The 21,998-nt window shown below is 64.9% G+C and carries 20 protein-coding genes; 14 read left to right on the top strand and 6 right to left on the bottom strand.

The genetic code is table 11. The features are described 5' to 3' along the window. Window positions 1-6 precede the first annotated feature (6 nt). From A2790_RS20675 to A2790_RS20655, 5 genes are all read left to right on the top strand, one after another. The gene (locus A2790_RS20675) at window positions 7-1,041 is read left to right on the top strand and encodes a serine hydrolase (RefSeq protein ID WP_293395801.1); all 1,035 of its coding nucleotides are present in this window, start codon (window positions 7-9) and stop codon (window positions 1,039-1,041) included. Between the two features lie 101 nt (window positions 1,042-1,142). Continuing rightward, a complete protein-coding gene (locus A2790_RS20670; RefSeq protein ID WP_293355359.1) occupies window positions 1,143-2,153 on the top strand; it encodes a LysR substrate-binding domain-containing protein in 1,011 nt (336 codons plus the stop codon). A gap of 201 nt (window positions 2,154-2,354) precedes the next feature. Then, complete coding sequence (locus A2790_RS20665; RefSeq protein ID WP_293355356.1) at window positions 2,355-3,821, top strand: amidase; 1,467 nt, start codon at window positions 2,355-2,357, stop codon at window positions 3,819-3,821. A gap of 191 nt (window positions 3,822-4,012) precedes the next feature. After that, window positions 4,013-5,734, top strand: a complete 1,722-nt coding sequence (locus A2790_RS20660; protein ID WP_293355353.1) for an amidohydrolase — start codon at window positions 4,013-4,015, stop codon at window positions 5,732-5,734. 61 nt (window positions 5,735-5,795) lie between these two features. Further along, window positions 5,796-7,199, top strand: a complete 1,404-nt coding sequence (locus A2790_RS20655; RefSeq protein ID WP_293355350.1) for an amino acid permease — start codon at window positions 5,796-5,798, stop codon at window positions 7,197-7,199. Window positions 7,200-7,396: 197 nt separating this feature from the next. Here A2790_RS20655 and A2790_RS20650 read toward each other — a convergent pair whose 3' ends face one another. Both A2790_RS20650 and gabT read right to left on the bottom strand, forming a co-directional pair. After that, window positions 7,397-8,881, bottom strand: a complete 1,485-nt coding sequence (locus A2790_RS20650) for an NAD-dependent succinate-semialdehyde dehydrogenase (protein WP_293355347.1) — start codon at window positions 8,879-8,881, stop codon at window positions 7,397-7,399. Next, the gene (gene gabT / locus A2790_RS20645) at window positions 8,874-10,175 is read right to left on the bottom strand and encodes a 4-aminobutyrate--2-oxoglutarate transaminase (protein WP_293355344.1); all 1,302 of its coding nucleotides are present in this window, start codon (window positions 10,173-10,175) and stop codon (window positions 8,874-8,876) included. Before gabT ends, A2790_RS20650 begins: the two co-directional genes overlap by 8 nt. A gap of 314 nt (window positions 10,176-10,489) precedes the next feature. On the opposite strand from gabT, the gene A2790_RS20640 reads away from it, so the two are divergent. The 7 genes from A2790_RS20640 to A2790_RS20610 all read left to right on the top strand — a co-directional run bounded on the left by A2790_RS20640 (window position 10,490) and on the right by A2790_RS20610 (window position 17,242). Continuing rightward, entirely contained in the window at window positions 10,490-10,870 is a 381-nt protein-coding gene (locus A2790_RS20640; RefSeq protein ID WP_293355342.1) for a c-type cytochrome, read from the top strand. A gap of 268 nt (window positions 10,871-11,138) precedes the next feature. Continuing rightward, window positions 11,139-13,700: a TonB-dependent receptor gene (locus tag A2790_RS20635; RefSeq protein WP_293355339.1), complete on the top strand. Its 2,562-nt coding sequence runs from the start codon at window positions 11,139-11,141 to the stop codon at window positions 13,698-13,700. Between the two features lie 41 nt (window positions 13,701-13,741). Beyond that, window positions 13,742-15,010 carry an amine dehydrogenase large subunit gene (locus tag A2790_RS20630; RefSeq protein ID WP_293355336.1) on the top strand — a complete coding sequence of 423 codons (1,269 nt, stop codon included), beginning with the start codon at window positions 13,742-13,744 and terminating at the stop codon, window positions 15,008-15,010. Between the two features lies 1 nt (window position 15,011). Next, complete coding sequence (locus tag A2790_RS20625; RefSeq protein WP_293355333.1) at window positions 15,012-15,569, top strand: MauE/DoxX family redox-associated membrane protein; 558 nt, start codon at window positions 15,012-15,014, stop codon at window positions 15,567-15,569. Further along, the gene (gene mauD / locus A2790_RS20620) at window positions 15,569-16,174 is read left to right on the top strand and encodes a methylamine dehydrogenase accessory protein MauD (RefSeq protein WP_293355330.1); all 606 of its coding nucleotides are present in this window, start codon (window positions 15,569-15,571) and stop codon (window positions 16,172-16,174) included. Before A2790_RS20625 ends, mauD begins: the two co-directional genes overlap by 1 nt. 31 nt (window positions 16,175-16,205) lie before the next feature. Continuing rightward, on the top strand, window positions 16,206-16,757 hold the full coding sequence (locus A2790_RS20615) for a methylamine dehydrogenase light chain (protein ID WP_293355327.1): 552 nt from the start codon (window positions 16,206-16,208) through the stop codon (window positions 16,755-16,757). Further along, window positions 16,757-17,242: a hypothetical protein gene (locus tag A2790_RS20610; RefSeq protein ID WP_293355324.1), complete on the top strand. Its 486-nt coding sequence runs from the start codon at window positions 16,757-16,759 to the stop codon at window positions 17,240-17,242. Before A2790_RS20615 ends, A2790_RS20610 begins: the two co-directional genes overlap by 1 nt. A gap of 416 nt (window positions 17,243-17,658) precedes the next feature. Here A2790_RS20610 and A2790_RS20605 read toward each other — a convergent pair whose 3' ends face one another. Both A2790_RS20605 and A2790_RS20600 read right to left on the bottom strand, forming a co-directional pair. Continuing rightward, the gene (locus A2790_RS20605; RefSeq protein WP_293355491.1) at window positions 17,659-18,288 is read right to left on the bottom strand and encodes a recombinase family protein; all 630 of its coding nucleotides are present in this window, start codon (window positions 18,286-18,288) and stop codon (window positions 17,659-17,661) included. 391 nt (window positions 18,289-18,679) lie between these two features. Continuing rightward, the gene (locus A2790_RS20600; RefSeq protein WP_293355321.1) at window positions 18,680-19,186 is read right to left on the bottom strand and encodes a hypothetical protein; all 507 of its coding nucleotides are present in this window, start codon (window positions 19,184-19,186) and stop codon (window positions 18,680-18,682) included. Here A2790_RS20600 and A2790_RS20595 point away from each other — a divergent pair. Further along, on the top strand, window positions 19,166-19,504 hold the full coding sequence (locus tag A2790_RS20595) for a hypothetical protein (RefSeq protein WP_293355318.1): 339 nt from the start codon (window positions 19,166-19,168) through the stop codon (window positions 19,502-19,504). The genes A2790_RS20600 and A2790_RS20595 overlap by 21 nt on opposite strands. Before the next feature lie 178 nt (window positions 19,505-19,682). Next, on the top strand, window positions 19,683-20,399 hold the full coding sequence (locus tag A2790_RS20590; RefSeq protein WP_293355315.1) for an NYN domain-containing protein: 717 nt from the start codon (window positions 19,683-19,685) through the stop codon (window positions 20,397-20,399). A gap of 438 nt (window positions 20,400-20,837) precedes the next feature. On the opposite strand, the gene A2790_RS20585 is transcribed toward A2790_RS20590, so the two are convergent. Then, the gene (locus A2790_RS20585) at window positions 20,838-21,548 is read right to left on the bottom strand and encodes an RES family NAD+ phosphorylase (protein ID WP_293355312.1); all 711 of its coding nucleotides are present in this window, start codon (window positions 21,546-21,548) and stop codon (window positions 20,838-20,840) included. Window position 21,549: 1 nt separating this feature from the next. Beyond that, window positions 21,550-21,939 carry an MbcA/ParS/Xre antitoxin family protein gene (locus A2790_RS20580; RefSeq protein ID WP_293355309.1) on the bottom strand — a complete coding sequence of 130 codons (390 nt, stop codon included), beginning with the start codon at window positions 21,937-21,939 and terminating at the stop codon, window positions 21,550-21,552. Between the last annotated feature and the right edge of the window lie 59 nt (window positions 21,940-21,998).

Here is a 21,998-nt window from a genome sequence, read left to right as displayed (position 1 = left end):
GGGTCGATGGAGACCGCCTATCCGGTCGAGACGATCCGGAAGGGAACCTATGTGCGTCCGCTGCCGCTCGCAGTTCGACAGATTTCCCCCCGTTGGACCTTCGATGGCCGCGAGCAGGGCGTCGAGGATTACATGGCCGAAAACCGGCTGTCCGGCGTCCTCGTGTTGAAGGACGGCAAAATCCTGCTGGAGCGCTATGGGCTCGGACGTAAGCCGGAAGACCGCTGGACATCCTTCTCGGTTGCAAAGTCGGTCACCTCGACCCTCGTGGGGGCGGCGATCCAGGACGGTAAGATCAAGAGCCTCGACGATGTGGTCACGAACTACATCCCGGCGCTCAAGGGATCGGCATACGAAGGGGTCACGATCCGGCAACTCCTGACGATGAGTTCCGGCGTCCGGTGGAACGAAGATTACACCGATCCCAACTCGGATGTGGCGAGGGCCGGAACGGCCTTTCGTGAGCCCGGTCAGAACCCGATCGTGAGCTACATGAGCCGCCTGCCGCGCGCGAACACTCCCGGCGCTAAGTTCACCTACAACACCGGTGAAACCGACCTTGTTGGCGTGTTGGTGTCTACAGCAGTGGGCAAGTCGCTTGCCGAATATGCTTCAGAGAAGATCTGGGGCCCCTTCGGGATGGAACGGGACGGAATCTGGCTGACAGACACCAGCGGTCATGAGCGTGGCGGCTGCTGCATGTCGATGACCCTGCGAGATTACGCAAGGTTCGGCCTCTTTGTGCTCGAGGACGGGGTCGCAAGGGGACAGCGGATCCTGCCGGAAGGCTGGGTCAAACAGGCGACGACGCCGCAGATCAAGAATGGGGCGCCCCCGCCCGGCTATGGCTACTTCTGGTGGATGCGCGACGACGGCGGATACGAAGCCGTGGGCATCTTCGGCCAGTCGATCACGACCTTCCCCGAAGATGGTCTGATCATTGTGACGAACGCGGCCTGGCCGACGGCTGGCGGTGCGAATCTCTACCGAGCGAGGGACGCGTTCGTGCGGGCGGCGCACGCCGCCGCGAAAGGTATGTAGCGCGCCATGAGCCCAATCCGTCCCGCCAAGGCCCCGATCCGCCGCCGCGGCGGGTCGTCTGTGGCAGGGCTTGCTATTCTTTCCAGATGAAGGGCCCTGCGATGCGTGACGCCGACAAACGCCCTGGCGCGCTGACGCTGGTCGGCGCACGTCGCGAGACACCGCTCGATGATCGCCGGGCCGTGCCTCCCTTTGCAGCGCTGCGGGCGTTCGAAGCGGTGGGACGACTGCGCGGGATACGCGGGGCTGCCCAGGCGCTGAGCATAGACCATACAGTGGTGAGCCGGCATGTCAGGAGTCTCGAATCTTGGCTGGGGGTCCCGCTGCTCGACCGACTTCGAGGCGGCAGCCAACTCACCGACGACGGACGCGTTTATCACGCCCGAATCTCGAGAGCGATCAATGAGATCGCGGAATCGACGGCCGAGCTCATCCGCCGGGGCAACGACAACCTGCTCAGCATTTCCTGCGTGCCGGGGTTCGCATCCGAGTGGCTGGCGGGTCGGCTGATCACCTTTCAGGATCAGCATCCCGATATAGAACTTGAGCTGCAGCCCACAGACCAGCAGCCCAACTTCACCGCGCGCGGCACCGACGTGGACATCCGGTTCGTCCCCGATCCCGCGCCCGCGCCGGACCCGTTCCTAAAGACCTTCGAGATCGCGCGCCCTCCGGTCCTGGCCCTCGCCAGCCCGTCCCTGGCCGACACTCTGGAATCGATCGCCGCCCCTGAGGACTTCCTGAAGGCGCCTTTGCTCCACGAGGAGAGCGCCGATCAGTGGATCGCGTGGCTCGGGCGCCAGGGAGTCGACGTCCCGTCCGGGCTTCCCGGCCCAAGGCTATGGCATGCGCACATCGCCCTTGAAGCGGCGCGCAGCGGTCGAGGGGTGGTGTTGGCCAACCCGTTCCTGCTGAGGGACGACCTTCAGGCTGGACGGCTCGTGGTGGTGGGCCCCCAGAGCAGCCGCGAGACGATCCTCGGAGCTTACGTCCTCACGTGTCGCGCGGACCGCGGCAACGCCCCCCTCGTCGCGAGCTTCAGGCGCTGGCTGCAATGCGCGATCGAATGCCATAGTCAGGCGCAGTCGCCAGGTGTCCGCGCGGCGTCATAGTGGAAGCCACGGCACAGGTTTGGCGGTGGCGACCATGAGGCGGACGGGCGGCGAAGCCCCCGTGCGGTGCTCATTTCACACCGGCGGGAGCACCCTTGGATGCATTACCAGCCGGTAGGGTGACGCGAGCCGCGCCGCAGCGCCTGGCGCGTCGCGACCAGCGGAACGGCCTTACAGAGGCCGGCGCAGAACGGAGGGGACATGACGAAGACATCAATCTGGCAGTGGACGGCGGTGGAAACCGCGCGCGCGGTCCGGGAGGGTCAAGTCAGTGCGGTCGAGGTCGTGCAGGCGCACTTGGCCCGGATGTCTATCGCCAACCCGCCCCTGAACGCTGTGGTCGTGCCGCTTGCGGCCGACGCTCTTAGTGCGGCCAAGGCTGCGGACGCGCACCAGGCGAGCGGAGCCGAACTGGGGCCGCTGCACGGCGTGCCGATCACCATCAAGATCAATGTGGACGTGGCCGGCCAGGCGAATTCGAACGGCGTCGTCGCCTTCAAAGACAATATTGCGCAGGAGGACGCGCCGGTCGTCGCGAACCTCAGACGCGCGGGCGCCATTCTACTTGGACTGACCAATACACCCGAGTTCTCGCTTCGCGCCTTCACCGACAATCCGCTGCACGGCATGACCTTCAACCCCTGGGACGCCGGCATCACCTGCGGGGGCTCCTCGGGCGGCGCGGCCGCGGCCGTCGCAGCGGGCATCGGGGCGATCGCCCATGGCAACGATATCGGCGGGTCGCTTCGCTGGCCGGCTCATTGCAACGGCGTCGTGACGATCAAGCCGACCCAGGGACGGATCGCTGCCTACAACCCGACCGCCATGGAAGAGCGGGCCCTCGTGTCCCAGCTGATGTCGGCCCAGGGGCCCCTGACGCGTACGGTTGAGGATGCGCGCGTCGCGCTCGAAGTGATGTCGGCGCAGGACCGTCGAGATCCGTGGTACGCGCCTGCGCCACTGGACGGGGATTCCGTCCCTCGGCGCGCGGCCATCGCCAGGATCCCGGACGACATGGATTGCGACCCCGCAGTGGTTGCGCTCTATCGCCAGGCCGGCGAGCACCTGGCGGCGGCTGGCTACGAACTCGAAGAGGTCGAGGTTCCTGAGCTTTCGGCCGTGTGGGGGCTCTGGCGGGACCTCCTGTTCGCGGAGTTCGCCGTGATGCAGGCGCCGCTGATGCGGAAAGTCGGGAGCGACGCTTTCAAGCGCCTGATCGAAGCCTCGCTTGCGTCATCGACGGTGACGGACCTCGAGGGTTACATGCGCGGGATCGCCCGTCGCACAGGCTTTATCCGAACCTGGATGGAATTCCTCGAACGGCACCCGGTGCTGTTGACGCCGGTCTCCGTGCAGCGGACCCCTGGGCCAAACGCGGATGTCGACGGCAGCGCCCGAAACCTGTTCTGGAAAGGCTTGCGCTTCGTCGGCCCCGTGAACCTACTCGGCCTGCCGGCTGCGGTCGTTCCCGTCGGATTGGTGGATGGCGCCCCGATCGGCGTTCAGCTCATCGCCACGCGGTTCCGGGAAGACCTCTGCCTCCAGGCGGCGGCTGCGATCGAAAGCCGGGCCGGCCCTGTTGTGCCGAGACTGTGGGCGAGGGAGGAGCGGTCGGCGGACGGCGTTCAATGCCGGACACATGGCGGAGAGCATACCGGTCGAGAATGAGATGCGCGACCCGACACGCACGCGAGCGTTAACGGCCAGAGCTCATCGAGGCCTCTTCGGCTAGGTGCAGGCGGCGCACCATCCCCGTCCAAAATCGCAACTTCCTCATCTCCGGAGCGAGGGCAAAGCTTCGGGTCCTGGAACGGTGACGGGCGCGCAACGGCGTGCGCTCACAATCGCGGGAGGGGCGCATGAGGCTGACCGGACGTGGAGGTCTGCTGATCTCGATCGCGGCGTTGCTGGCGGCGAGCGCGGGCGGCGCACAGAGTGCAGAGCCCGCCGACATTCTTCTCTACAACGGGAAGGTCCTCACCGTAGATCGGGAGTTCTCGATCCGCAAAGCCGTCGCCGTGCGGGATGGCCGCATCGTGGAGCTGGGAGGAGACGAACTCGCGGCGAAATACGACGCGAAGTCGAAGATCGATCTCGGCGGGCGCACGCTGATGCCCGGCTTCATCGATACGCACCTGCACATCTATAGTCTCGCGCGGCGGCAAGTGGTCATCGAGCCTGCGCGCTCGATCAAGGAGGTCCAGGAGATTGTCCGGGCTAAGGCCGCTGAGCTTGGGCCAGGCGAATGGATCACCGGCTATGGCTGGGACGAGGCGCTGTTCGCGGAACGCCGCAACCTCAATCGTGCAGATCTCGATGCCGCGGCGCCGAATAATCCGGTCGCCCTGACCCGGGCGGGCGGACATTCGGCCGTTGGAAACAGCCTTGCGCTGAAGATGGCGGGCATCGACCGCAAGACGCCTGATCCACCCACCGGGCTCATCGAGCATGACGCTGGCGGCGAACCGAACGGCGTCGTGCGCGAGCGGATCGACCTCTTCCTTCGGCACGTGCCGCCCGCCCCTTGGGAAGAGCTCAAGCCCGGCTACGTCGCGGCGATGAGACGGCTTCTCGAGCTGGGCATCACGAGCTTCCATTCGGCTTCGACGACCATTGACGACGAGCCCGTCGGGGCCGGCGGCTCCGGCAAGACGACGAGCGGCCTGACGCCGCGCCGGCTGGCGCTGCTGCACTCTGAAACAGGCCACGCCATCCCTCGCGTGACCACCTACATCGACTTCCCCGGCCCGGAACGCCTCAAGGCGTACGGGAAGAAGAGCGGCGAAGGCGACGAATGGGTGCGTCTCGGCGGCATCGGCGAGAACCCGGTCGACGGCGGCTTCACCGGGCCCACCGCTTGGACACTGGCCGACTACAAGAACCTCCCAGGATTCCGGGGCAAGGGCCGTTACACCGACGCCGAGCTGCAGACCCTAGTGGACGCCTCTGCGGCCAACGGGTGGCAGCTTGCCCTGCATGCCATCGGCGACGCTGCCATCGTGCAGACCGTCGACGCCTATGCGCGCGCTCTCGACCGCTATCCCCAGATCAAGGATAGCGACCACAGATGGTTCCTCGACCATTTCACCGTCATGCCGCCCGAGGCCACGATGGTGAAAATGGCGAAGTACCGGATCCTGATCTCGCAACAGCCGAACTTCGCCTACAACCTGGACGGACGGTACCGGGAGACGCTCGACGCCACCCGCTATCGTCACAACAACGCCGTGGCGACGCCTTGGAAGAAGTTTGGGCTGCACGTCGCCTTCGGTTCGGACAACCTGCCGATCGGGCCGATGGTGGGCCTCTATTCGGCGGTCACCCGCAAGAACCCGTCCGGCGAGGTCGTGGGGCCGGAGGAGCGGGTTTCCATCGAGGAAGCCATTCGCGGATACACTGAGAAGGCCGCTTACCTGTCCTGGGAGGAGCGGTCGAAGGGCACCCTCGAGGCGGGGAAGCTTGCAGACATGATCGTGCTGAGCGCGGATCCGCTCACCGTCGATCCCGAGGCCATCTTAGGCATCAAGGTGGACATGACCATCCTCGGCGGAAAGCTCGTCTACGAGCGCGGCCGTCCATGAGGGGACTTCGAGGCGGGCCTATCGGGATTCCGATGCAGATCAGATTTGGGGAAATTTCGTGGTGACGGAACCTGTCGGCCAGGTGCCTGCGCCGCAACTCGCGCGCACGTTGAAGCCCCGACACGTGACGATGATCTCGATCGGAGGGATCATCGGGGCTGGTCTGTTCGTCGGCAGCAGCGCGGCCATCGCCGCGGTCGGGCCCGCTGCGGTGGTCAGCTACGCACTCGCGGGCCTGCTCGTCCTTGTTGTGATGCGGATGCTGGGTGAGATGGCCGTCGCCCATCCGCACGTCGGGTCCTTTACGGAGTTCCCACGTCTGGCGCTGGGAAACTGGGCGGGCTTCATCGCAGGCTGGCTCTACTGGTACTTCTGGGTGGTGGTCGTGGCCATCGAGGCCATCGCCGGGGCCAACATTGTCGCCAGTTGGATTCCGCTGCCCGCATGGCAGATCGGATTGGCGCTCATGGTGGTGCTGACAGGCGCCAACCTCCTGTCCACGCGCTCCTATGGGGAGTTCGAGTTCTGGTTCTCCTCGATCAAGGTGGCGGCGATCATCGCCTTCATCGTTGTGGCCGCGGCCTATGCCTTCGGCCTGCCCCCAGGGACTGACGCCACCTGGGGCAATCTGGTCGACCATGGCGGCTTCGCGCCGCGCGGCTGGTGGGCGGTCGCCGCCGGCACGACGAGCGTGATCTTCGCGCTGGTGGGTGCCGAGATCGTCACCGTCGCAGCGGCCGAGGCGGAGGATTCGGCCGAGCTTGTCGCCAAGCTTACCACCACGCTCGTGGCGCGCATCGTCGTGTTCTATGTGGGCGCAGTGGGCCTGATCGTGGCGGTAATGCCCTGGGTCCAGGTCCAGCCCGGTCAGTCGCCCTTCACCGCCGCGCTGACGGTCATCGGCATTCCCGGCGCCGCCATCCTCATGCAAATGGTTGTCCTCGTCGCGGTGCTGTCGTGCCTGAATTCCGGCATATACGTGGCCTCCCGGGTGCTCTTCACCCTCGCGGGCCGCAACGACGCGCCGCAGTGGCTCGTCGGGCTCAGCAGCTGGGGCGTACCCGCGCGCGCCATCATCTTCTGCACCCTGTTCGGCTTCGTCGGCGTGGGCGTTTCAGCCGTCTCGCCGGGGGGGGTCTTCGCGTTCCTCGTGAACGCCTCGGGTGCCATCATTCTGTTCGTCTATCTGCTGATCGCTGGCTCACAGATGGTCCTGCGGCGGCGCGCTCAGGCGGAAGGGCGACCTCTGACCCTGAAGCTTTGGTTCTTCCCATGGACAGCCTATGCCGCCGTCGTCGCGATGATGGGCGTCCTGGCCGCGATGGCCTTCACGCCAGACCTCGCCAGTCAGCTGCACGCCAGCCTGCTCAGCCTTGCAGTGGTGCTCGCGGCCTACGGGTTGGTCGATCGACTCCGTCGGAAGGGTATCCGGGCGCAGACTGGCGCCGACTTGCGAGAGACATGACGCGCAGATCGTCGAGGGGCGCCGCCGCGCTGCGCGGCATCTCCTGACAAGGAGCCCAAGCCGCCCGCTCACCTCCCTGGCGTGGGCAGCATCCTGCCGCGGGCCCAGCCGGGCCCGCGGCTTTTTTCTCGAGCCTCAGTGAGGGCATACCCTGACCGCGGCTGGCGAACCGGCCGCGACCAGAAGCAATTCTCAGGCTAGCCGGAGCGGCCCCCAGGATCGGGCGCCAAGCCTAGGCACATGAGCTTGTAGTCGAGATAATCGTCCAGCCCTTGCCGCGCCCCTTCGCGGCCGAGGCCGGACTCACGGACGCCGCCGAACGGAGCAACCTCTGTCGAGATGAGCCCGGTATTGACGCCGACCATCCCGTAGCGAAGGGCCTCGGTGACGCGGAAGGCGCGGTCGAGGTCCCGCGTGTAGAGATAGCTGGCGAGCCCGGCGGTGCCCTCATTGGCGAGGCCGATGGCCTCGGCCTCGGTCTCGAACCGGACCAGACCCGCCACGGGCCCGAACGTCTCTTCACGGCACAGGAGAGCATCCGGTGCCACGTCGACCAGGACTGTCGGCGCGTAGAAGCAGCCTTCGCCGGGGAGCGCATGGCCTCCGGTCAAAGCCGAGGCTCCGCCGGCCCTGGCGTCCTCTACGTGGCGTTCAACCTTCCGCAGGGCGGCTTCGTTGATGAGCGGGCCCTGATCCATCTGCCCCTTCAGCCCGTCGCCGACCGCCAGCTCTGAAACGCGCTCGGCCAGGTGCTCGGCGAACGCTGAATAGACGCCGGACTGCACCAGCAGGCGATTGGCGCAGACGCAGGTTTGTCCAGTGTTGCGAAACTTGGAAGCGATGGCGCCTTCGACGGCCTGGCCGAGGTCGGCATCGTCGAACACGATGAACGGCGCGTTGCCGCCGAGCTCAAGCGACACCCGCTTGACGGTGCTCATGCAACGCGCTCCGAGCATCTTGCCGACCGCTGTGGAGCCGGTGAAAGAGAATTTCCGCACCCGGGGGTCCTGCGTGAGCACGGCACCGATCGGCTCGGCCTCTCCGACAACCACGTTGAAGACGCCTGGCGGGATCAGCGCTGATTCGACCGCCAAGCGCGCCAGAGCCAGTGCGGTATAAGGTGTCAGCTCCGAAGGCTTTAGGACCATAGTGCAGCCAACGGCGAGGGCAGGCCCCACCTTCCGGGTGATCATTGCTGCCGGGAAGTTCCACGGGGTGATCGCGCCAACGACGCCCACGGGCTCCCTCAGGACCAGCAGACGCTTGTCAGGCTGATGTCCCGGGATGATGTCGCCGTAGGCCCGCTTGGCTTCCTCTGCGAACCACTCGAGAAAACTCGCCGCGTAGTGGATCTCGCCGCGAGCCTCGACCAGCGGCTTGCCCTGCTCGGCGGTCAGGATGCGGGCCAGGTCTTCGGCGTTCGCGAGGATCAACTCGCGCCAGCGCAGCAGGGCGGCCTGCCGCGTCCTCGGCGCGATGGCGCGCCAGCCCGGCAGGGCGCGGCTGGCTGCGGCCACCGCCCGCTCGGCATCGTGCGCGCCGCAGTCCCCGACATCTCCGATCTTCCGGCCCGTGGCCGGGTTGATCACAGGGATGACGCGCTCGCAATCGGTCCACGCGCCATCGATGAGGCTCTGGCCCGAGAGGAGCTCCGGACGCGCTAGATCGAGGCCATCAAGCATCGGCGGGACGATCCGCGGAGATGTCGACCATGGCTTGCTCGAGGCGCGTCAGACCCTCTTCCAGGACCTCGTCGGTGATCGTCAGAGGCGGGAGGAAGCGGATGGTCTCGCCCTGCATGCCGGCCGAGAGCACGAGCAGGCCGTGCTGAACGGCTGCCGCGACGATCCGCTTGGCGGCTCCCGGGTCGGGTTCCTTCGCGCCGTGCGCTTTGAGGACGTCGAAACCGATCATCGCCCCGAGGCCTCGGACGTTGGCGATCGCAGGCATATCATTGCGCGCCGACACCTTCTCGGTCCAGGCACGGAGACGCGCGCCGATCGCATCGGCGCGGGTGAGCAGTTGTTCCTCGGCGATGATGTCGAGAACGGCCAGCGCCGCCGCGCAGCCGAGCGGAGAGCCGCCGAAGGTGCCGCCCAGGCCGCCGGGCTCGGCGGCGTCCATAACGGACGAGCGCCCGATGACGCCGGCGAGCGGGAGGCCGCCGGCCAGCGACTTCGCGATCGTGACGAGATCGGGCTCGATGCCTGAATGCTCGATCGCGAACATCTTGCCGGTCCGGGCGAAGCCGGTCTGCACCTCGTCGGCCACGAGCAGAATCCCGTGGTGATCACAGATCTTGCGTAGCGCGGCGAGCAGGCTCGGCGGAGCGACGTGGAAGCCGCCTTCGCCTTGCACGGGCTCCAGCACGATCGCCGCCACCTGAGATGGGGGAACGTCGGCGGCGAACAGGAAGTCCAGTGCCTGAAGCGACTGCTCCTCGGTCACGCCAGCGTAAGGCGCCGGGAAGGGGAGGTGGTAGACCGGCCCGGGGAGCGGGCCGAACTCGCGCTTGTAAGGCGCCACCTTGCCGGTGAGCGCGAGGCCCAGCATGGAGCGGCCGTGGAACCCACCGACGAATGAGATCACCGCTGGACGCTTCGTCGCGGCGCGCGCGATCTTCACTGCGTTCTCCACCGCTTCGGCTCCGGTGGTGAACAGGATCGTCTTCGCCTCGCCGGTGAATGGCGCAAGCGCGTTCAGGCGCTCGGCGAGCTCCACATAGGGTTCGTACCCACAGACCTGGAAGGCCGTGTGGGTATAGCACTCCAGCTGATCACGCACCGCTGAAACGACCCGCGGGTGGCGGTGGCCGACGCCGAGAACGGCGATGCCGCCGACGAAGTCGATGTAGCGTCGCCCGTCTACGTCCCACAGTTCCGCGTTCTCGGCGCGCGCGGCGAAGATGGGAGTGGCCGTGCTGATACCGCGCGGGAGGGCGTGTTCACGTCGGGCGAGGAGCTGGGCGTTTGTCATGGCGCATCATCACGTCGTTTGAGATGCCGGCACCGTAGCTGTCGCGTGGCGGTCGGCTGGAGTGTGAAAGGCGCCCCGCACGGTGGCTTTCCAGCACCGCAGCGGCGGCTAACGGCGCGCAGGTTCGTCAGAGGCGCGCGGGCCCGATCGCCCGCCAACGGCGAGATGTGCGCCTGAGGACTCGTGGTGGCCGCGCAGCACCGAAAGGCGCCTTCTAAGCGCCTGCCGCGGCCCGGGGTGCTGAGGTAACGCAAAGCCTGTGCGATCGCTATCCAGCGGTCCGCGATGCGCGCGGTGCAGCAGGAGTCGAGTCGATGAGGCGTTACCTTGGAGAGGCCGTGGTGGCGGGTGTCGCCCTAGTCATGGCTGGGAGCGCGGCCGCCGCAACCACTGGAAAGGCGGCGGAAGGCGCCAAGCTCTTTCAGCAACGCTGCGTGTCGTGCCACACCGTCAAGGGCAATGCCGGCATAGGCCCTGATTTGCGCGGCGTCGTCGGTCGCAAGGCTGGCGCGGGATCGTTTGCGCGGTATACGCCAGCGCTCAAGAAGACGAACCTAACCTTCGATGTCGCTGAGCTCGACCGTTTCCTCGCTGCGCCGCAACGCGTCGCGCCGGGCTCAGCCATGATGATCTCGACGCCGAGACAAGAGGACCGCGCGCATCTGATCGCCTTTCTGGCGACCCTGAAGAAGTAAGCGTCGCTGACGGTGGCCGCTGGCTCAGCGGCCGTCCGCCTCTTCGCTTCCAAGTGCTCGCATCGGCCGCCCTGCGGCGACCGGCTTAAGCAACTCGAACTTGCACGAGCCAGGATCAGCTTGAGGCCGGAAGCCGGCCGTCCCGAGCGCAGCTTGGTGACCTGCGCACACGCTACCGCGCACTTTACGCACCTACCCCTCCCCGACGGTCCGCCCAGAATTGCGCCCTGAGAGACAAAAGATCTCCAGATCGGAACAGGGGAATTCCATGTCGCACATGCAACGTCGCAGACACCTCGTCGCGCGAGCCAGCCTCCTCGCGCTGGGGGCCTGCGGCGCCGCCGGTGTCGCGCGCGCCCAGGACGTGGCCGCCCCCGGCAGCACCGAGCTTCAGGAGATCGTCGTCACTGCGACGCGTTCTGCTCAGTCGCTGTCGCGCGTGCCGATCAGCGTGGCCGCAATGACTCAGGAGCAGATGGACGACCGCGGCGTGAAGCAGTTCGGGGACGTCGTCCGCTTCACGCCTGGTCTGAGCTTCAATCCCACGGTGACGGGCAGCAGCGACGTGGCCGTCCGCGGCGTGTCGTCCAACGCGGGAGCCTCAACCACCGGGATCTATGTCGACGATGTTCCGATCCAAGTTCGGCAGGTCGGCTTCGGTGCGGGCGCTTCTCTCCCGGTCATCTTCGACCTTGAGCGCGTCGAAGTTCTGCGGGGGCCACAGGGCACCTTGTTCGGCGCAGGCTCCGAAGGCGGCACAGTCCGCTTCATCCAGCCGAACCCGAGCCTTACGGACTTCGCTGCCCATGTGCGCGTCGAGGGGTCGTCCACCCACAGCGCCGCTGAGAGCTACGAAGCTGGCGTCGCTGTCGGGGGGCCTCTGCTTCAGGATCGTCTGGGCTTCAGACTGAGCGCGCTCTACCGCAAGGAGGGCGGCTGGATCGACAGAGTGCCGGCCACCCTGACCGTCGTGGATCCCACCGGCGCCTCATACGGCGAGGGCCTGCGGTTCGAGCCGACTGGCGAGGGGGACAAGAACTTCAATGACGTGACCACCAAAGTCGTGCGACTCGCCGTGGCGGCGGCCCCGGCCGAAAATCTCACCATCACTCCGTCGGTCTTTTACCAGGTGCAGAATGTCGGCGTCGGTGCCGACTCCTATTGGCTGTCGGGTTCAGACCCGAGCGCCGGACGGTTCGTCGTTCCGGACTTCTCGCCCGGCGCGCCTTCGGCGGCCAACGGGCTGACCGCTCTGACGCTCCCGGACACCAGCAAAGGCCGTCGTGAGCTCTTCGTCTCGGCCCTGAATGTGGAATGGGACGCCGGCCCCGTCACGGTCTACTCGACGACATCGTTCGTCGAGCAAGACAAGCGTCAGTACATGGACTTCACCATCCCGTACGCGCTCCAGTACTACGTGCTGGACGTGCCTCTCGCAGGCGAGAAGGGCATCACCGCCTACGACGACGAGCAACAGGCGTACACCCAGGAAATCCGGATCCAGTCGAACGCTGACGAGGACAGCCGGCTGAAGTGGGTTGCCGGCTTCTTCTACTCGAAGACGCGGCAGGTGTCCGAACAGCTCCTCGAGGAGAACGCCTTCTACCACGCCAAGAGCTACTTCGGCATTCCCGACCTGACCGGCGCAGATCCGTTCGGGCCTGGTTATCTCAATTTCCACAACGTCTGGGGCGCGCCGATGATCGGCGAGTCCGGCAGTTACTTCGCCTACGCCCGCACCAATGAGCGTCAGGCCGCCTTGTTCGGACAGATCGACTTCCGACTGACGGAACAGCTATCGGTCACAGCCGGCGCCCGTTATTCAAAGAACAAACTTCGCTATACGCTCGATACGGTCGGCCCGGAGAACAACCTCAACGCCCCGTTTGGTATTCCCTGTCCAACGGGGCCGACCTGCCCGTTCGGTTCGGGCGTTCTGGAGCCGGTATACGCCAACGGCTCCCTCAAGACCTCGGAAACCGCGTTCACACCGAAGGTCAGCGTCAACTACCGTATCGACGACCAGAACCTACTTTATGCCTCGGTGTCGAAAGGCTTCCGACCGGGCGGAGCGCAGCTTCCGCTCCCCGCGGCCTGTGACGCAGACCTGATCGGCTACGGCTACACAGACGCGTCGGGTCGCCCGGACACGCCCGCCACGTACCGCTCCGACTCCGTGTGGAGCTATGAGGTCGGATCGAAGAACAAGTTCTTCGGCGGCAAGTTGGCGGTCGCGGGCAGCGCCTATGCGATCAAGTGGAAGAACATCCAGACCAGCCTGTTGCTTCCCACTTGCCTGCTCTCCTTCACGGACAACCTCGGCTCGGCCACCGTCAAGGGCTTCGACCTTCAGCTGGACGCTTCGCCGGCCCGTGGCCTCGTCCTCAGCGCCTCGGTCGGCTACACAGACGCCACGCTTGATGAAGGGCTCGTCTCGCAGGACGGCGCCGTAGTCCTGGCCAAAGGTTCTGCGATCTCAGGCGCGGGCGCGCCGTGGCGGGTGGTGCTGAGCGGTCAGTACGAGCGCCCTCTAACGGCGACGCTGGACGGCTATGTACGCGCCGACGTGACCTATTCCAGCCGGCCAGGCGTGAGCGGAACGCGTGACCCCGACGTGTTCAACTACGATCCGCTGATCCCGCGTATCGAGGCCAGCACCATCGTCAATGCGCGGCTGGGCGTCACCCGCGGTGGCACAGACCTCTCCGTGTTCGCGACTAACCTGTTCGACACCCACCCGCTCACGGGTGCCGGCAGGACGCTCTACGTGTGGAGCGCCTCGACCATCCGCCCGCGGACCGTCGGGGTGACGCTGACGCACCGCTACTGATTCAGCGCGGCCGATCGGTCCGAAGAGAAAAGGCAACCAGCATGTCCAGAGCGCTCGCCGAGACCCTGTCGGAGCCATCGGCCGCGGCCACGCCGCTCCTCTCTGTGGGGAGCCTACGTTCAAGCCGGCGCGGACCGGGCGCTGCGGGCGCTGCCGTCAAGTGGCTCGTCACCACCCTTGGCGGTGGCGTCCTGCCCGCGGCCATCGCTTTCGCGAGCGGCCCGGTCGTCGCACAGGAGCCGCTGCCCCCGGAGCAGCTTACGGTCGAATCTGCCCTGAAGCCTGGACCCAATGTGCTGATCAACCACGGCAGCTGGAACGGGGCTGGGTCCGTCAACATCTATTCCGCCGACGACTTGAGCTACAAAGCCAACATCACGGTCGGCTTGAACGGCCAGGTGGTGGTCGCCCGCGGAGGCGGCGCGGCCTATGTGGTTTCGACCTATCCAAAGCGGATCATGTCCGGTCCAGCTGAGGTGGTGTTCCGTCGCTACGATCTCGCAACGCTAAAGCCGGGCGCCGAAATCCTCGTCTCGGAAAAGTATGCCCTCACCCAGACTGCGAGGGGCATCGTCGAACTGACCGCCAGCAACCGCTTCGCGCTGGTCCAGAACGCGACGCCCGCGACCTCGGTGACGGTGATCGATCTGAATGCGGGCAAGTCTGTCGCCGAGGCGCCGACCCCCGGGTGCTGGTCTATCATTCCTTCCGCCTCCGGCGATCGGTTCTCGACCCTCTGCGGCGACGGCACCCTGATGACGGTCAAGCTCGGCCCCAACGGGAGACCATCCGGGCAGGCGTACAGCGAGCAGATCTTCGACGCCCAGAAGGACCCGCTGTTCACCCATGTCCAGCGCGATAGCGCCGGCAACCTGATCTTCGTGTCCTACTCGGGTGTCGTCTACCGGGTGTCTGACGCGGGCGATGCGCCGCGACTCATCGAAAGCTTCAAGATGACGTCTGGCGGACCCCGGGACTGGGCGCCGGGCGGTTACGAGATCACCGCCTACAATGCGGCGAACGATGTGCTCTTCGTCTTAATGCACAGCGGAGCGACGGACGGTAGCCACAAGCATGGCTCCGAGGAGATCTGGGCCGTCGATATGAAGTCCAGGCAAGTGCTGTACCGGTCGCCCGCCGCGTCGTTCACCCATCTCGCGGTCACAGCCGACAAGACGCCGACACTGTTCGCTGTGTCGCGTTTCCAAGGTCGGATCGTTCGCTTCGAGGTCGATCCGACCGCGAAGTTTGCCGCCAAGCCGACCCACAGCATCGTCGCCGAAGACGCCGCCTATGTGACGGTCCCGTGAGATGGCGACTGCGACAGATCTCCTGATTTGGACGCTCGCGGTGTTCACCGCGCTTTTGCTGTTCCACGCAGCCGCCCACAAACTTTTGGACACGGCACGCTTCGAAGGCATCCTCTGGGACTACCGGCTCGCGCCGGAATTGGCCATCCCAGCCGTCGCGCTACTCCTTCCGCTCGCCGAATTCGCCGTCGGCTCCGCGCTCCTCATCCCGACATTTCAAGACCAGGCGTTCATGGCTGCGGCGGCACTTCTCGCCCTCTACGCCGTGGCGATGGGCGTCAACCTTGTGCGGGGCCGCTCGGAGATCAGCTGCGGTTGCGGGGGCCCGCCCACACCGATCAGTCTCGCCCTGGTGCTGCGGAACCTGGCGCTCTGCACATGCCTGCTCAGCTCCGCAGCGCTGGCGTCGAGCCAGCCATCCTGGTTGGTGATCCTCGCCGGCGCGGCGGCCGGCTGCCTCGCGTTCGTTTGCGTCGCGGCTGCAGGCCAGGCGCTCGCCAATCGACGGCGGATGGTGGCCCGCGGCGGCGTGGCTCTGGTGAGCGGGGGGCGCATCTAATGGCGCAGAGCACGATACTCGTCCTGTTGGGCGCCCTTTGGCTGTGCTTCCTCGTCCTGGCGGCCGTGGTTTGGGCCATGCTGCGTCAGATCGGCGTGCTCTACGAACGTGTCGCCCCGGTCGGAGCTTTGATGGACAGCGGCGGACCCAAAGTCGGCGAGGCGAGCCCAACAATGCGTCTGCCGAGCCTCAACGGCGGGGGGGTGGTGGTCGGGCCCGGCCGCGGGCGTGCTCAGCTGCTCTTCTTCTTGTCCACCTCATGTCCCGTCTGCAAACAGCTTCTGCCGGTCCTGGATAGCGTCCGAAAGGATGAGGGCCACTGGCTCGATGTCGTCCTCGCCAGCGACGGTGAGGAAGCGACCCACCAGGCATTCATCTCAAGACGCCGTCTGGGGGATTTCGCCTATGTGCTTTCGACGGAACTTGGAATGGCATACCGCGTGCAGCGCCTGCCTTTTGGGGTCGTGCTCGATGGCGATGGCGTGGTTCGCGCGAAGGGGCTGATCAACAATCGCGAACAGCTTGAGAGCCTATTTCACGCGCTAGAGGCGGGCGCCGCCTCCGTTCAGCAGCTCGCGAAACAGCGTGCGCTGGCATTCGTCTGATGATGCAACAACCGAGCCAGGAGCAAGGAACATGAGCAGCACGCCCCGCGGTTGGAAGCACGCGCTGTCGCGCGCACCTCGTGTTCTTGGCGAGGCGCTGGAGGGTCTATTGGTCACCAGCGCTCGCCGGAGCGCGCGCACGCATGGTCGGCGCAGCGCGTTAGCCCAGTTGGGAGGGCTATTGCTCGGCGGCGCCGTTACGACGTTGCCATTCGACCGCGCGTTCGGCGCCCCGGCGCCCGAGGATGACGAGACCTGCACCTATTGGCGGTACTGCGCGCTCGATGGCTTCCTGTGCACAACCGCTGGGGGAAGCAAATCGACCTGCCCAATGGGCTCGGAAGCGTCCCAGGTCTCATGGGTCGGCACGTGTCATAACCCCGCTGACAAGCGCGACTACCTGGTCTCCTACTACGACTGCTGCGGAAACACGCCCTTCACCGGCGCAAAGTTCTGCCTGGGCAGCAAGGGCGAGCGCCCGCCGTACACCATGGGGCTGAACAACGACGTCAACTGGTGCATGGCGAACGCGAACAAGGGCTACCACTGCACGGTCGCGATCGTTGTGGGAACGGCGGGCTGATGCCGCCCGCCAGAGGCGTCACCGGTCTCGGCCTGGGCGCGGTTGTTGCCGCCGCGGCGGCGGCCATTGCGTTTGCATGGGGCGCGCGCGCCGAGCCGCTCCACGGCATGACTTCGCCACAAGCAATGTACCTGCTGCGTTGCTCCGGTTGCCATGTGAGTGATGGGCGGGGTGCCGTTTCGGCCGGCATCCCGCCTTTCGAAACGTCAATCGGACATTTGGCCGGCGACGCCGAAGGTCGCCTTTACATGGTAAGCGTGCCTGGCGTGGCCGGCTCTGGCTTGAGCCCAGAGCAAAAGGCGTCGGTCCTGAACTACATCGTCGAACGCTGGCGGGGCGAAGCGGCGCAGCCCGAGCGCTTCACGTCCGCTGAAGTGGCGCGTTTGGCGCAGGTTCGTCCGGCCGACGTGGTGAGCCTGCGCCGAAGAATCGTTGATCGTTTCGCTTCGCGTGGCGTCAGACTAGCCGATTACCCGTGGCGCTAATCGCCCGCCGCTCGCGCATGCGCGCTTTTCAGCCGGCATGCGAGGGTTTCAGCCGTCCTTGTTCGCTGCTCCGTATGCGGTCGCTGCATCTCCCAGTCCCGGACTAGGCGGAGAGCCCGTGAGCGGGGCGGCCCTGGTACATGCTCGCCGGCAGACCTCCTCCGCCGCCCCGCTGCCTCGATTGAAGCGGCGGCGCTCAATCCGTATGGGGCTTTCTCCCCGCTGACACGCACTACCAGCGCCGTCTTTGCCGCACATCCTGAACCCTCTCCTGCTTGGGCGAAGTTCCCTGCGGATTTGCTCGGGGCATGGATGACGGACAGCGGAGCCCGGCGAAGGTTCAACGACTGCCGCTAAGCTGAGTTCGGTGGCTGAAAGCCTGGTGTTCGCTTCCCACCCGCTCCCGGAACGGGAGTTTATGGTGCCTTCCGACCCAGCACTTGAAGTCCAGCCGCTCGCAATTCGCCTTGTGGCCCAACATGTCGGTAGAGGGTCTGCCGCGATACGCCTATTTCCCTACAGAGCGCGCTGACCCGAGTCTCAGGTTTCCCCATTGCTGCCTGCGCAAGGCGCACCTTGGCCGCAGTCATTTTGGGCTTGCGTCCGCCGGCGCGGCCCCGCGCTCGCGCAGCGGCAAGACCGGCTCGGGTTCGTTCAGAGATCAGCTCGCGCTCGAACTCCGCGAGTGCAGCGAATATTCCGAACACCAGCTTTCCGGCCGGGGTCGTCGTATCGATGGCTGCACCTTGGCCTGTAAGCACGCGCAAGCCGATGCCTTCAGCCTGAAGGTCCTGCACGGTATTGACGAGGTGTCGAAGATTGCGGCCCAGCCGATCCAATTTCCACACCACGAGAGTGTCCCCGCCGCGCAAAGCCTTGATGCACGCCGCCAAGCCTGGCCTGTCGTCGTTTCGACCAGAGGCGTGGTCCTCGTAGATGTTCTTAGCCGTGATGCCTGCTGCCAGCAGGGCATCCCGTTGGAGGTCCAAGGTCTGACGGCCGTCTGATTTCGACACCCGCGCATAGCCAACTAAGACGCCGCGCAGTCCTACCGACCGCGTTGACGCCAGGGCTTTGGGCTTGCTTGGGTGGACGGTTGACCTCGCGGGCTGGGACATACGTGTTCCACAAACGGTCGATTTAGTGACAACAGCTACGGGCATCGTCCGTTGGCCATTTTCCGTCACTATATCCCATCCCATTTTCTATGTACCGCGACGTCCCGATTTGGGTTTTGGAACGATATGCGAGCGCGTGGGTGGCTGGCGCGGGCGTAAAAGGGTTAAGTCGAGGCCTAACCAGATGGGCGCGGCATGCTTCAAGGTTTGATGAACTTCGCCATGACGACGCCGGCGGCGGCGTTCGTTTTCACAGTCGCTTTTCTGCTCTCACGGCGCCTTGAGCGCGCAGCAGCCCGGTGCGGCAGACCCTGAGAATTCATTTTGCTTTGAATAGTTGAAAGTCGGCTTGCAGCCGAGCTTCGATCGCTTTTGCTTCGGCCGGGCTCAGGTCTACGACTTCACCCGGGAGGTGTCCGCACAGGCCGTACTCCACCGCAACGATCTGGCGGTGGAAGAAGCCGAGAGCGCGGAGCGGCCGCCCCGCCTCGTCGCTGACATCCCAATCGAGGGCTGCCCAATCAGCTCCTGGGTCTGGCTGATTGTTCTCGACATAGCCGCGGAAGTGGCTTTCCCACCACCCTCCTTCGTTGTCGTTGTCCTCGCGGGAACGCTTGGGGTCATCGACATGTCGTGTGTCCGCCTCGGCGATGCCGAAGGCTTGGCGCGAGACCCGCTCCGCCAGCGCTTTGGCCTCATCGTATTCGTCACACCACTGCCAGTTCTTGCCTCGGGCGGCCACGGCGCGCGCTAGCAGCGCCTCGATCTCCCGAACGCCAGGGAGATCCAGCAGGCGGATCAGCAGATGTCCTTCTTCTTCGTCCACGAGGGTGGTGCTCACTCCGGTGGCCACCGCGACAGCGAAGACAGGCGAAACTCAGAACGCGAGACCAGATCGGCCAAGTTAGGCTCCTTTGGTTCGAAATGCGCGAGAAAGGCAGGAATAAAGATAGAACGATTCCCGCTGATGGGCATGTTTGCGCTGAGCAGCGGCGCTTTCGGCGATCAACATCCCGGAAAGGGGCGCTCAACCCTGCTGGAAGAAAACTCTGTCTTCAGAGTTGATGTCTTGAGTGGCGGCATACGTGTGATGATGCTGCCTATTGCATCGGATCATGAGCGCATCCATCTGGTTGAGGGTTAGCTCAACGGAATGGAACAAGGCTTTCCGGTTCATCGTTGACACTTCGGCAAGGCACGGCCTATAGGCTGTCCTTGCAAAACAGGTCGTTCGCCCGTCACCCTTAATAAGTGCGGACCGAAAGGGACGCCACGGGCGGACGGCCGTTTTGCCGAATCCCGAAAAATGTTAGCTGTAGTGGGTGTTCAAGCCTCGATTCGCGATTTGCGTCGACGGCGGGTTCATCCAGAAGGTCCTCTGGGCCCGGCATCGTCGCTTTCCGACGGCGAAAGACATCCTGGATGAATGCGACCGGATAGTCGCCCATGAGGCCGTGAAGGACTGCGACCTCCTGCGCATCTATTACTACGACGCGCCAGCCGCCCAAGGTGTGCTGATCAATCCCATCGATGCATCTGAGCTGGACTTGCAAGCGAGCGATCGCACGCAGGCGGCAATGCGGCTGCAAAACGAACTGGCGAGCGCCCCCAACCTGGCGCTCCGCATGGGTGACGTCAGGATCGGGGGGTGGCAAGTCCGCGAGTCAGCGATGGACAAGTTGACCCGGGCTCCAAGGGCGCTGACGGCCAACGACCTCAAACCCAACCTGCGCCAGAAGGGCGTTGATATCCGGATCGGCCTCGACATCGCGCGACTGTCTCTCAACGACACCGTGAGGTCGCTCGTTGTTGTGACGGCCGACACAGACTTCGTGCCGGCGTTCAAGTTCGCTCGGCGTGAGGGGATCAAGGTTTACCTGGACTCCCTGGGAAAACGTGTCCTGCCGGCGTTGATCGAGCACAGCGACCTTCGTCTTTCCGAGATCCCGACGCACGATGAAGTGAAACGCGAACGGCAGCGTAGACGTCGCCAAAGGGTGCGTGAACGTCGCGAGACAAGCGCAACAGAGGCTGAATAGGACTCGAGATTGATCTGCGGTCACGTGCCGCAGGCTTCGCTTCCGTGGTCCAGCTGGTTGTTCTGTGTGCAGTCGTCTTGACTTCAAGCCGCCGCTAGGCCACCTCTGATGGTGGCGCTCGTCGCTTTTTTTCCACTCCGCACTCCCTGGCCAACTACGTGGCGCATGGGGCGCACGGAGTCTCCGGGCTCAAACCCGGAGAAGGAGGAAAAGGCGATATGCGTATTGCTTGTTCTTACCCGAGAGCGGTGAGCGTTTGCTCTTATATCCGCTATCGGTTCGGCCGTTGGGAGACTGTTGTCTCTCACTGCCGTAGTTATCCCGTTCGGTAGCACGGCGGGGACGTGAACTGCGACGAGCGCCACCCGAACTTAGGAATCATTTTCAGCTGTGTCTACAGCGCGTGTGCATTTTCCCGCGCTGCGTTGGTAAGCGCCACTACGCTGCTTCCTGTTCGATCGCGCCAGTGATGAGAGCCGATCTTTCGATCACATTGCCCGGCGGTGAGAAGTCATAGACGCTGCGGATCTGCCTTCCATCCCACACAAATCTGTAGTGCGCGGCCTGCTCGGTCGTCCCTACAACACGATTGTCGAAGACAGCCAGGCAGGTCGCGTCTGGACGCTCTGCGCACTTGAATAGCACCCCGCAGCCGTCGGCGTTGTAAACCTCCAGTCCGATACGGCGTCGATCTCTTTGCGAAGCGTCGCGCGGCAGACCCGTCAGGTCGGCGAACTCGCCGTTGATCCGCGTCACCAGCATTCGCATGTCGAGATTCGTCGGCGGCTCGTCCGTGCGGCTCAGGAAAATTTCGCGACGTCGGATGGCGATCGCCAACGCCGCTTCCACGCTGTCCGCGACCTCCATGACTCCGAAGGCCTTATCGAGGAATGTGCTGCCTTCGGGGTTCTTGTAGGCGAACGGCGCGTGATTCCAGTTCTGTAAGCGCGGGGAGCGGGCATCGACGCGGGGGGAACCCTCGACGAGCCACTCCCGCGCCAACAGGCGGGGATTGGTTCGATTCTCCGAATCAATCGCCGCGCGCGCGAGCTCGGGTGAGCCCAGGCGCTCGTAGATGTCGATTGGCGGAAAGCGGGACGGAATTAAACGCCGCCACTTCTGATCCACTGAGCGCGTGGGATAACGCAATCTACCCTCCGCGTTGCGCGTCTACATACGAACGGACTGCATAGATGTCGGTGAGTTTACCATCGAGCATCTTGTCCAACGCCGTACGTCCATCAAAGAATCGGTTCGGTCGCTTCAGCCATGTATCCGAGTTGACGGGCTCGGGAACGATGATCTGAAGCGACTTGTAGATCGATACGAGATGCGAAATTCGCTCTTCTGTATCTGGTGACATCTCCCCGCCGTCTTTCTTCCACTTGAAAAATGTGGAACGGGAGGGACTGCCCAGCAGAATTATTTGTTGATCTGTGGTGAGGCCCCAGAGTTCAGCGATCCTGAAAAACGCCCGCAGCCTCTCGCTGCTGCTGGGCTGTGACGAGGGCTGCTCGAGTGTGTCTGTGGCATGTGGCAAACGGCTCCTCCTGGTGTCTCAGAAAAAACTTGATCTGAGGTTTAGGTCCGATTATGCAC

Source organism: Phenylobacterium sp. RIFCSPHIGHO2_01_FULL_69_31 (assembly GCF_001824475.1).
GTDB lineage: Bacteria > Pseudomonadota > Alphaproteobacteria > Caulobacterales > Caulobacteraceae > Phenylobacterium.
Note: the sequence above shows the minus strand (reverse complement) of the source record. Positions and strands in the feature narration are given on the sequence as shown.

Bases quoted from the DNA above. Each gene is read 5' to 3' on its own strand.
- A2790_RS20625 (WP_293355333.1), top strand. From the start codon at position 15,012: ATGGCGACTGCGACAGATCTCCTGATTTGGACGCTCGCGGTGTTCACC.
- A2790_RS20665 (WP_293355356.1), top strand. From the start codon at position 2,355: ATGACGAAGACATCAATCTGGCAGTGGACGGCGGTGGAAACCGCGCGC.
- A2790_RS20660 (WP_293355353.1), top strand. From the start codon at position 4,013: ATGAGGCTGACCGGACGTGGAGGTCTGCTGATCTCGATCGCGGCGTTG.
- A2790_RS20650 (WP_293355347.1), bottom strand. From the start codon at position 8,881: ATGCTTGATGGCCTCGATCTAGCGCGTCCGGAGCTCCTCTCGGGCCAG.
- A2790_RS20630 (WP_293355336.1), top strand. From the start codon at position 13,742: ATGTCCAGAGCGCTCGCCGAGACCCTGTCGGAGCCATCGGCCGCGGCC.
- gabT (WP_293355344.1), bottom strand. From the start codon at position 10,175: ATGACAAACGCCCAGCTCCTCGCCCGACGTGAACACGCCCTCCCGCGC.
- A2790_RS20610 (WP_293355324.1), top strand. From the start codon at position 16,757: ATGCCGCCCGCCAGAGGCGTCACCGGTCTCGGCCTGGGCGCGGTTGTT.
- A2790_RS20675 (WP_293395801.1), top strand. From the start codon at position 7: ATGGAGACCGCCTATCCGGTCGAGACGATCCGGAAGGGAACCTATGTG.
- A2790_RS20640 (WP_293355342.1), top strand. From the start codon at position 10,490: ATGAGGCGTTACCTTGGAGAGGCCGTGGTGGCGGGTGTCGCCCTAGTC.
- A2790_RS20615 (WP_293355327.1), top strand. From the start codon at position 16,206: ATGAGCAGCACGCCCCGCGGTTGGAAGCACGCGCTGTCGCGCGCACCT.
- A2790_RS20635 (WP_293355339.1), top strand. From the start codon at position 11,139: ATGTCGCACATGCAACGTCGCAGACACCTCGTCGCGCGAGCCAGCCTC.
- A2790_RS20670 (WP_293355359.1), top strand. From the start codon at position 1,143: ATGCGTGACGCCGACAAACGCCCTGGCGCGCTGACGCTGGTCGGCGCA.
- A2790_RS20595 (WP_293355318.1), top strand. From the start codon at position 19,166: ATGTCCTTCTTCTTCGTCCACGAGGGTGGTGCTCACTCCGGTGGCCAC.
- mauD (WP_293355330.1), top strand. From the start codon at position 15,569: ATGGCGCAGAGCACGATACTCGTCCTGTTGGGCGCCCTTTGGCTGTGC.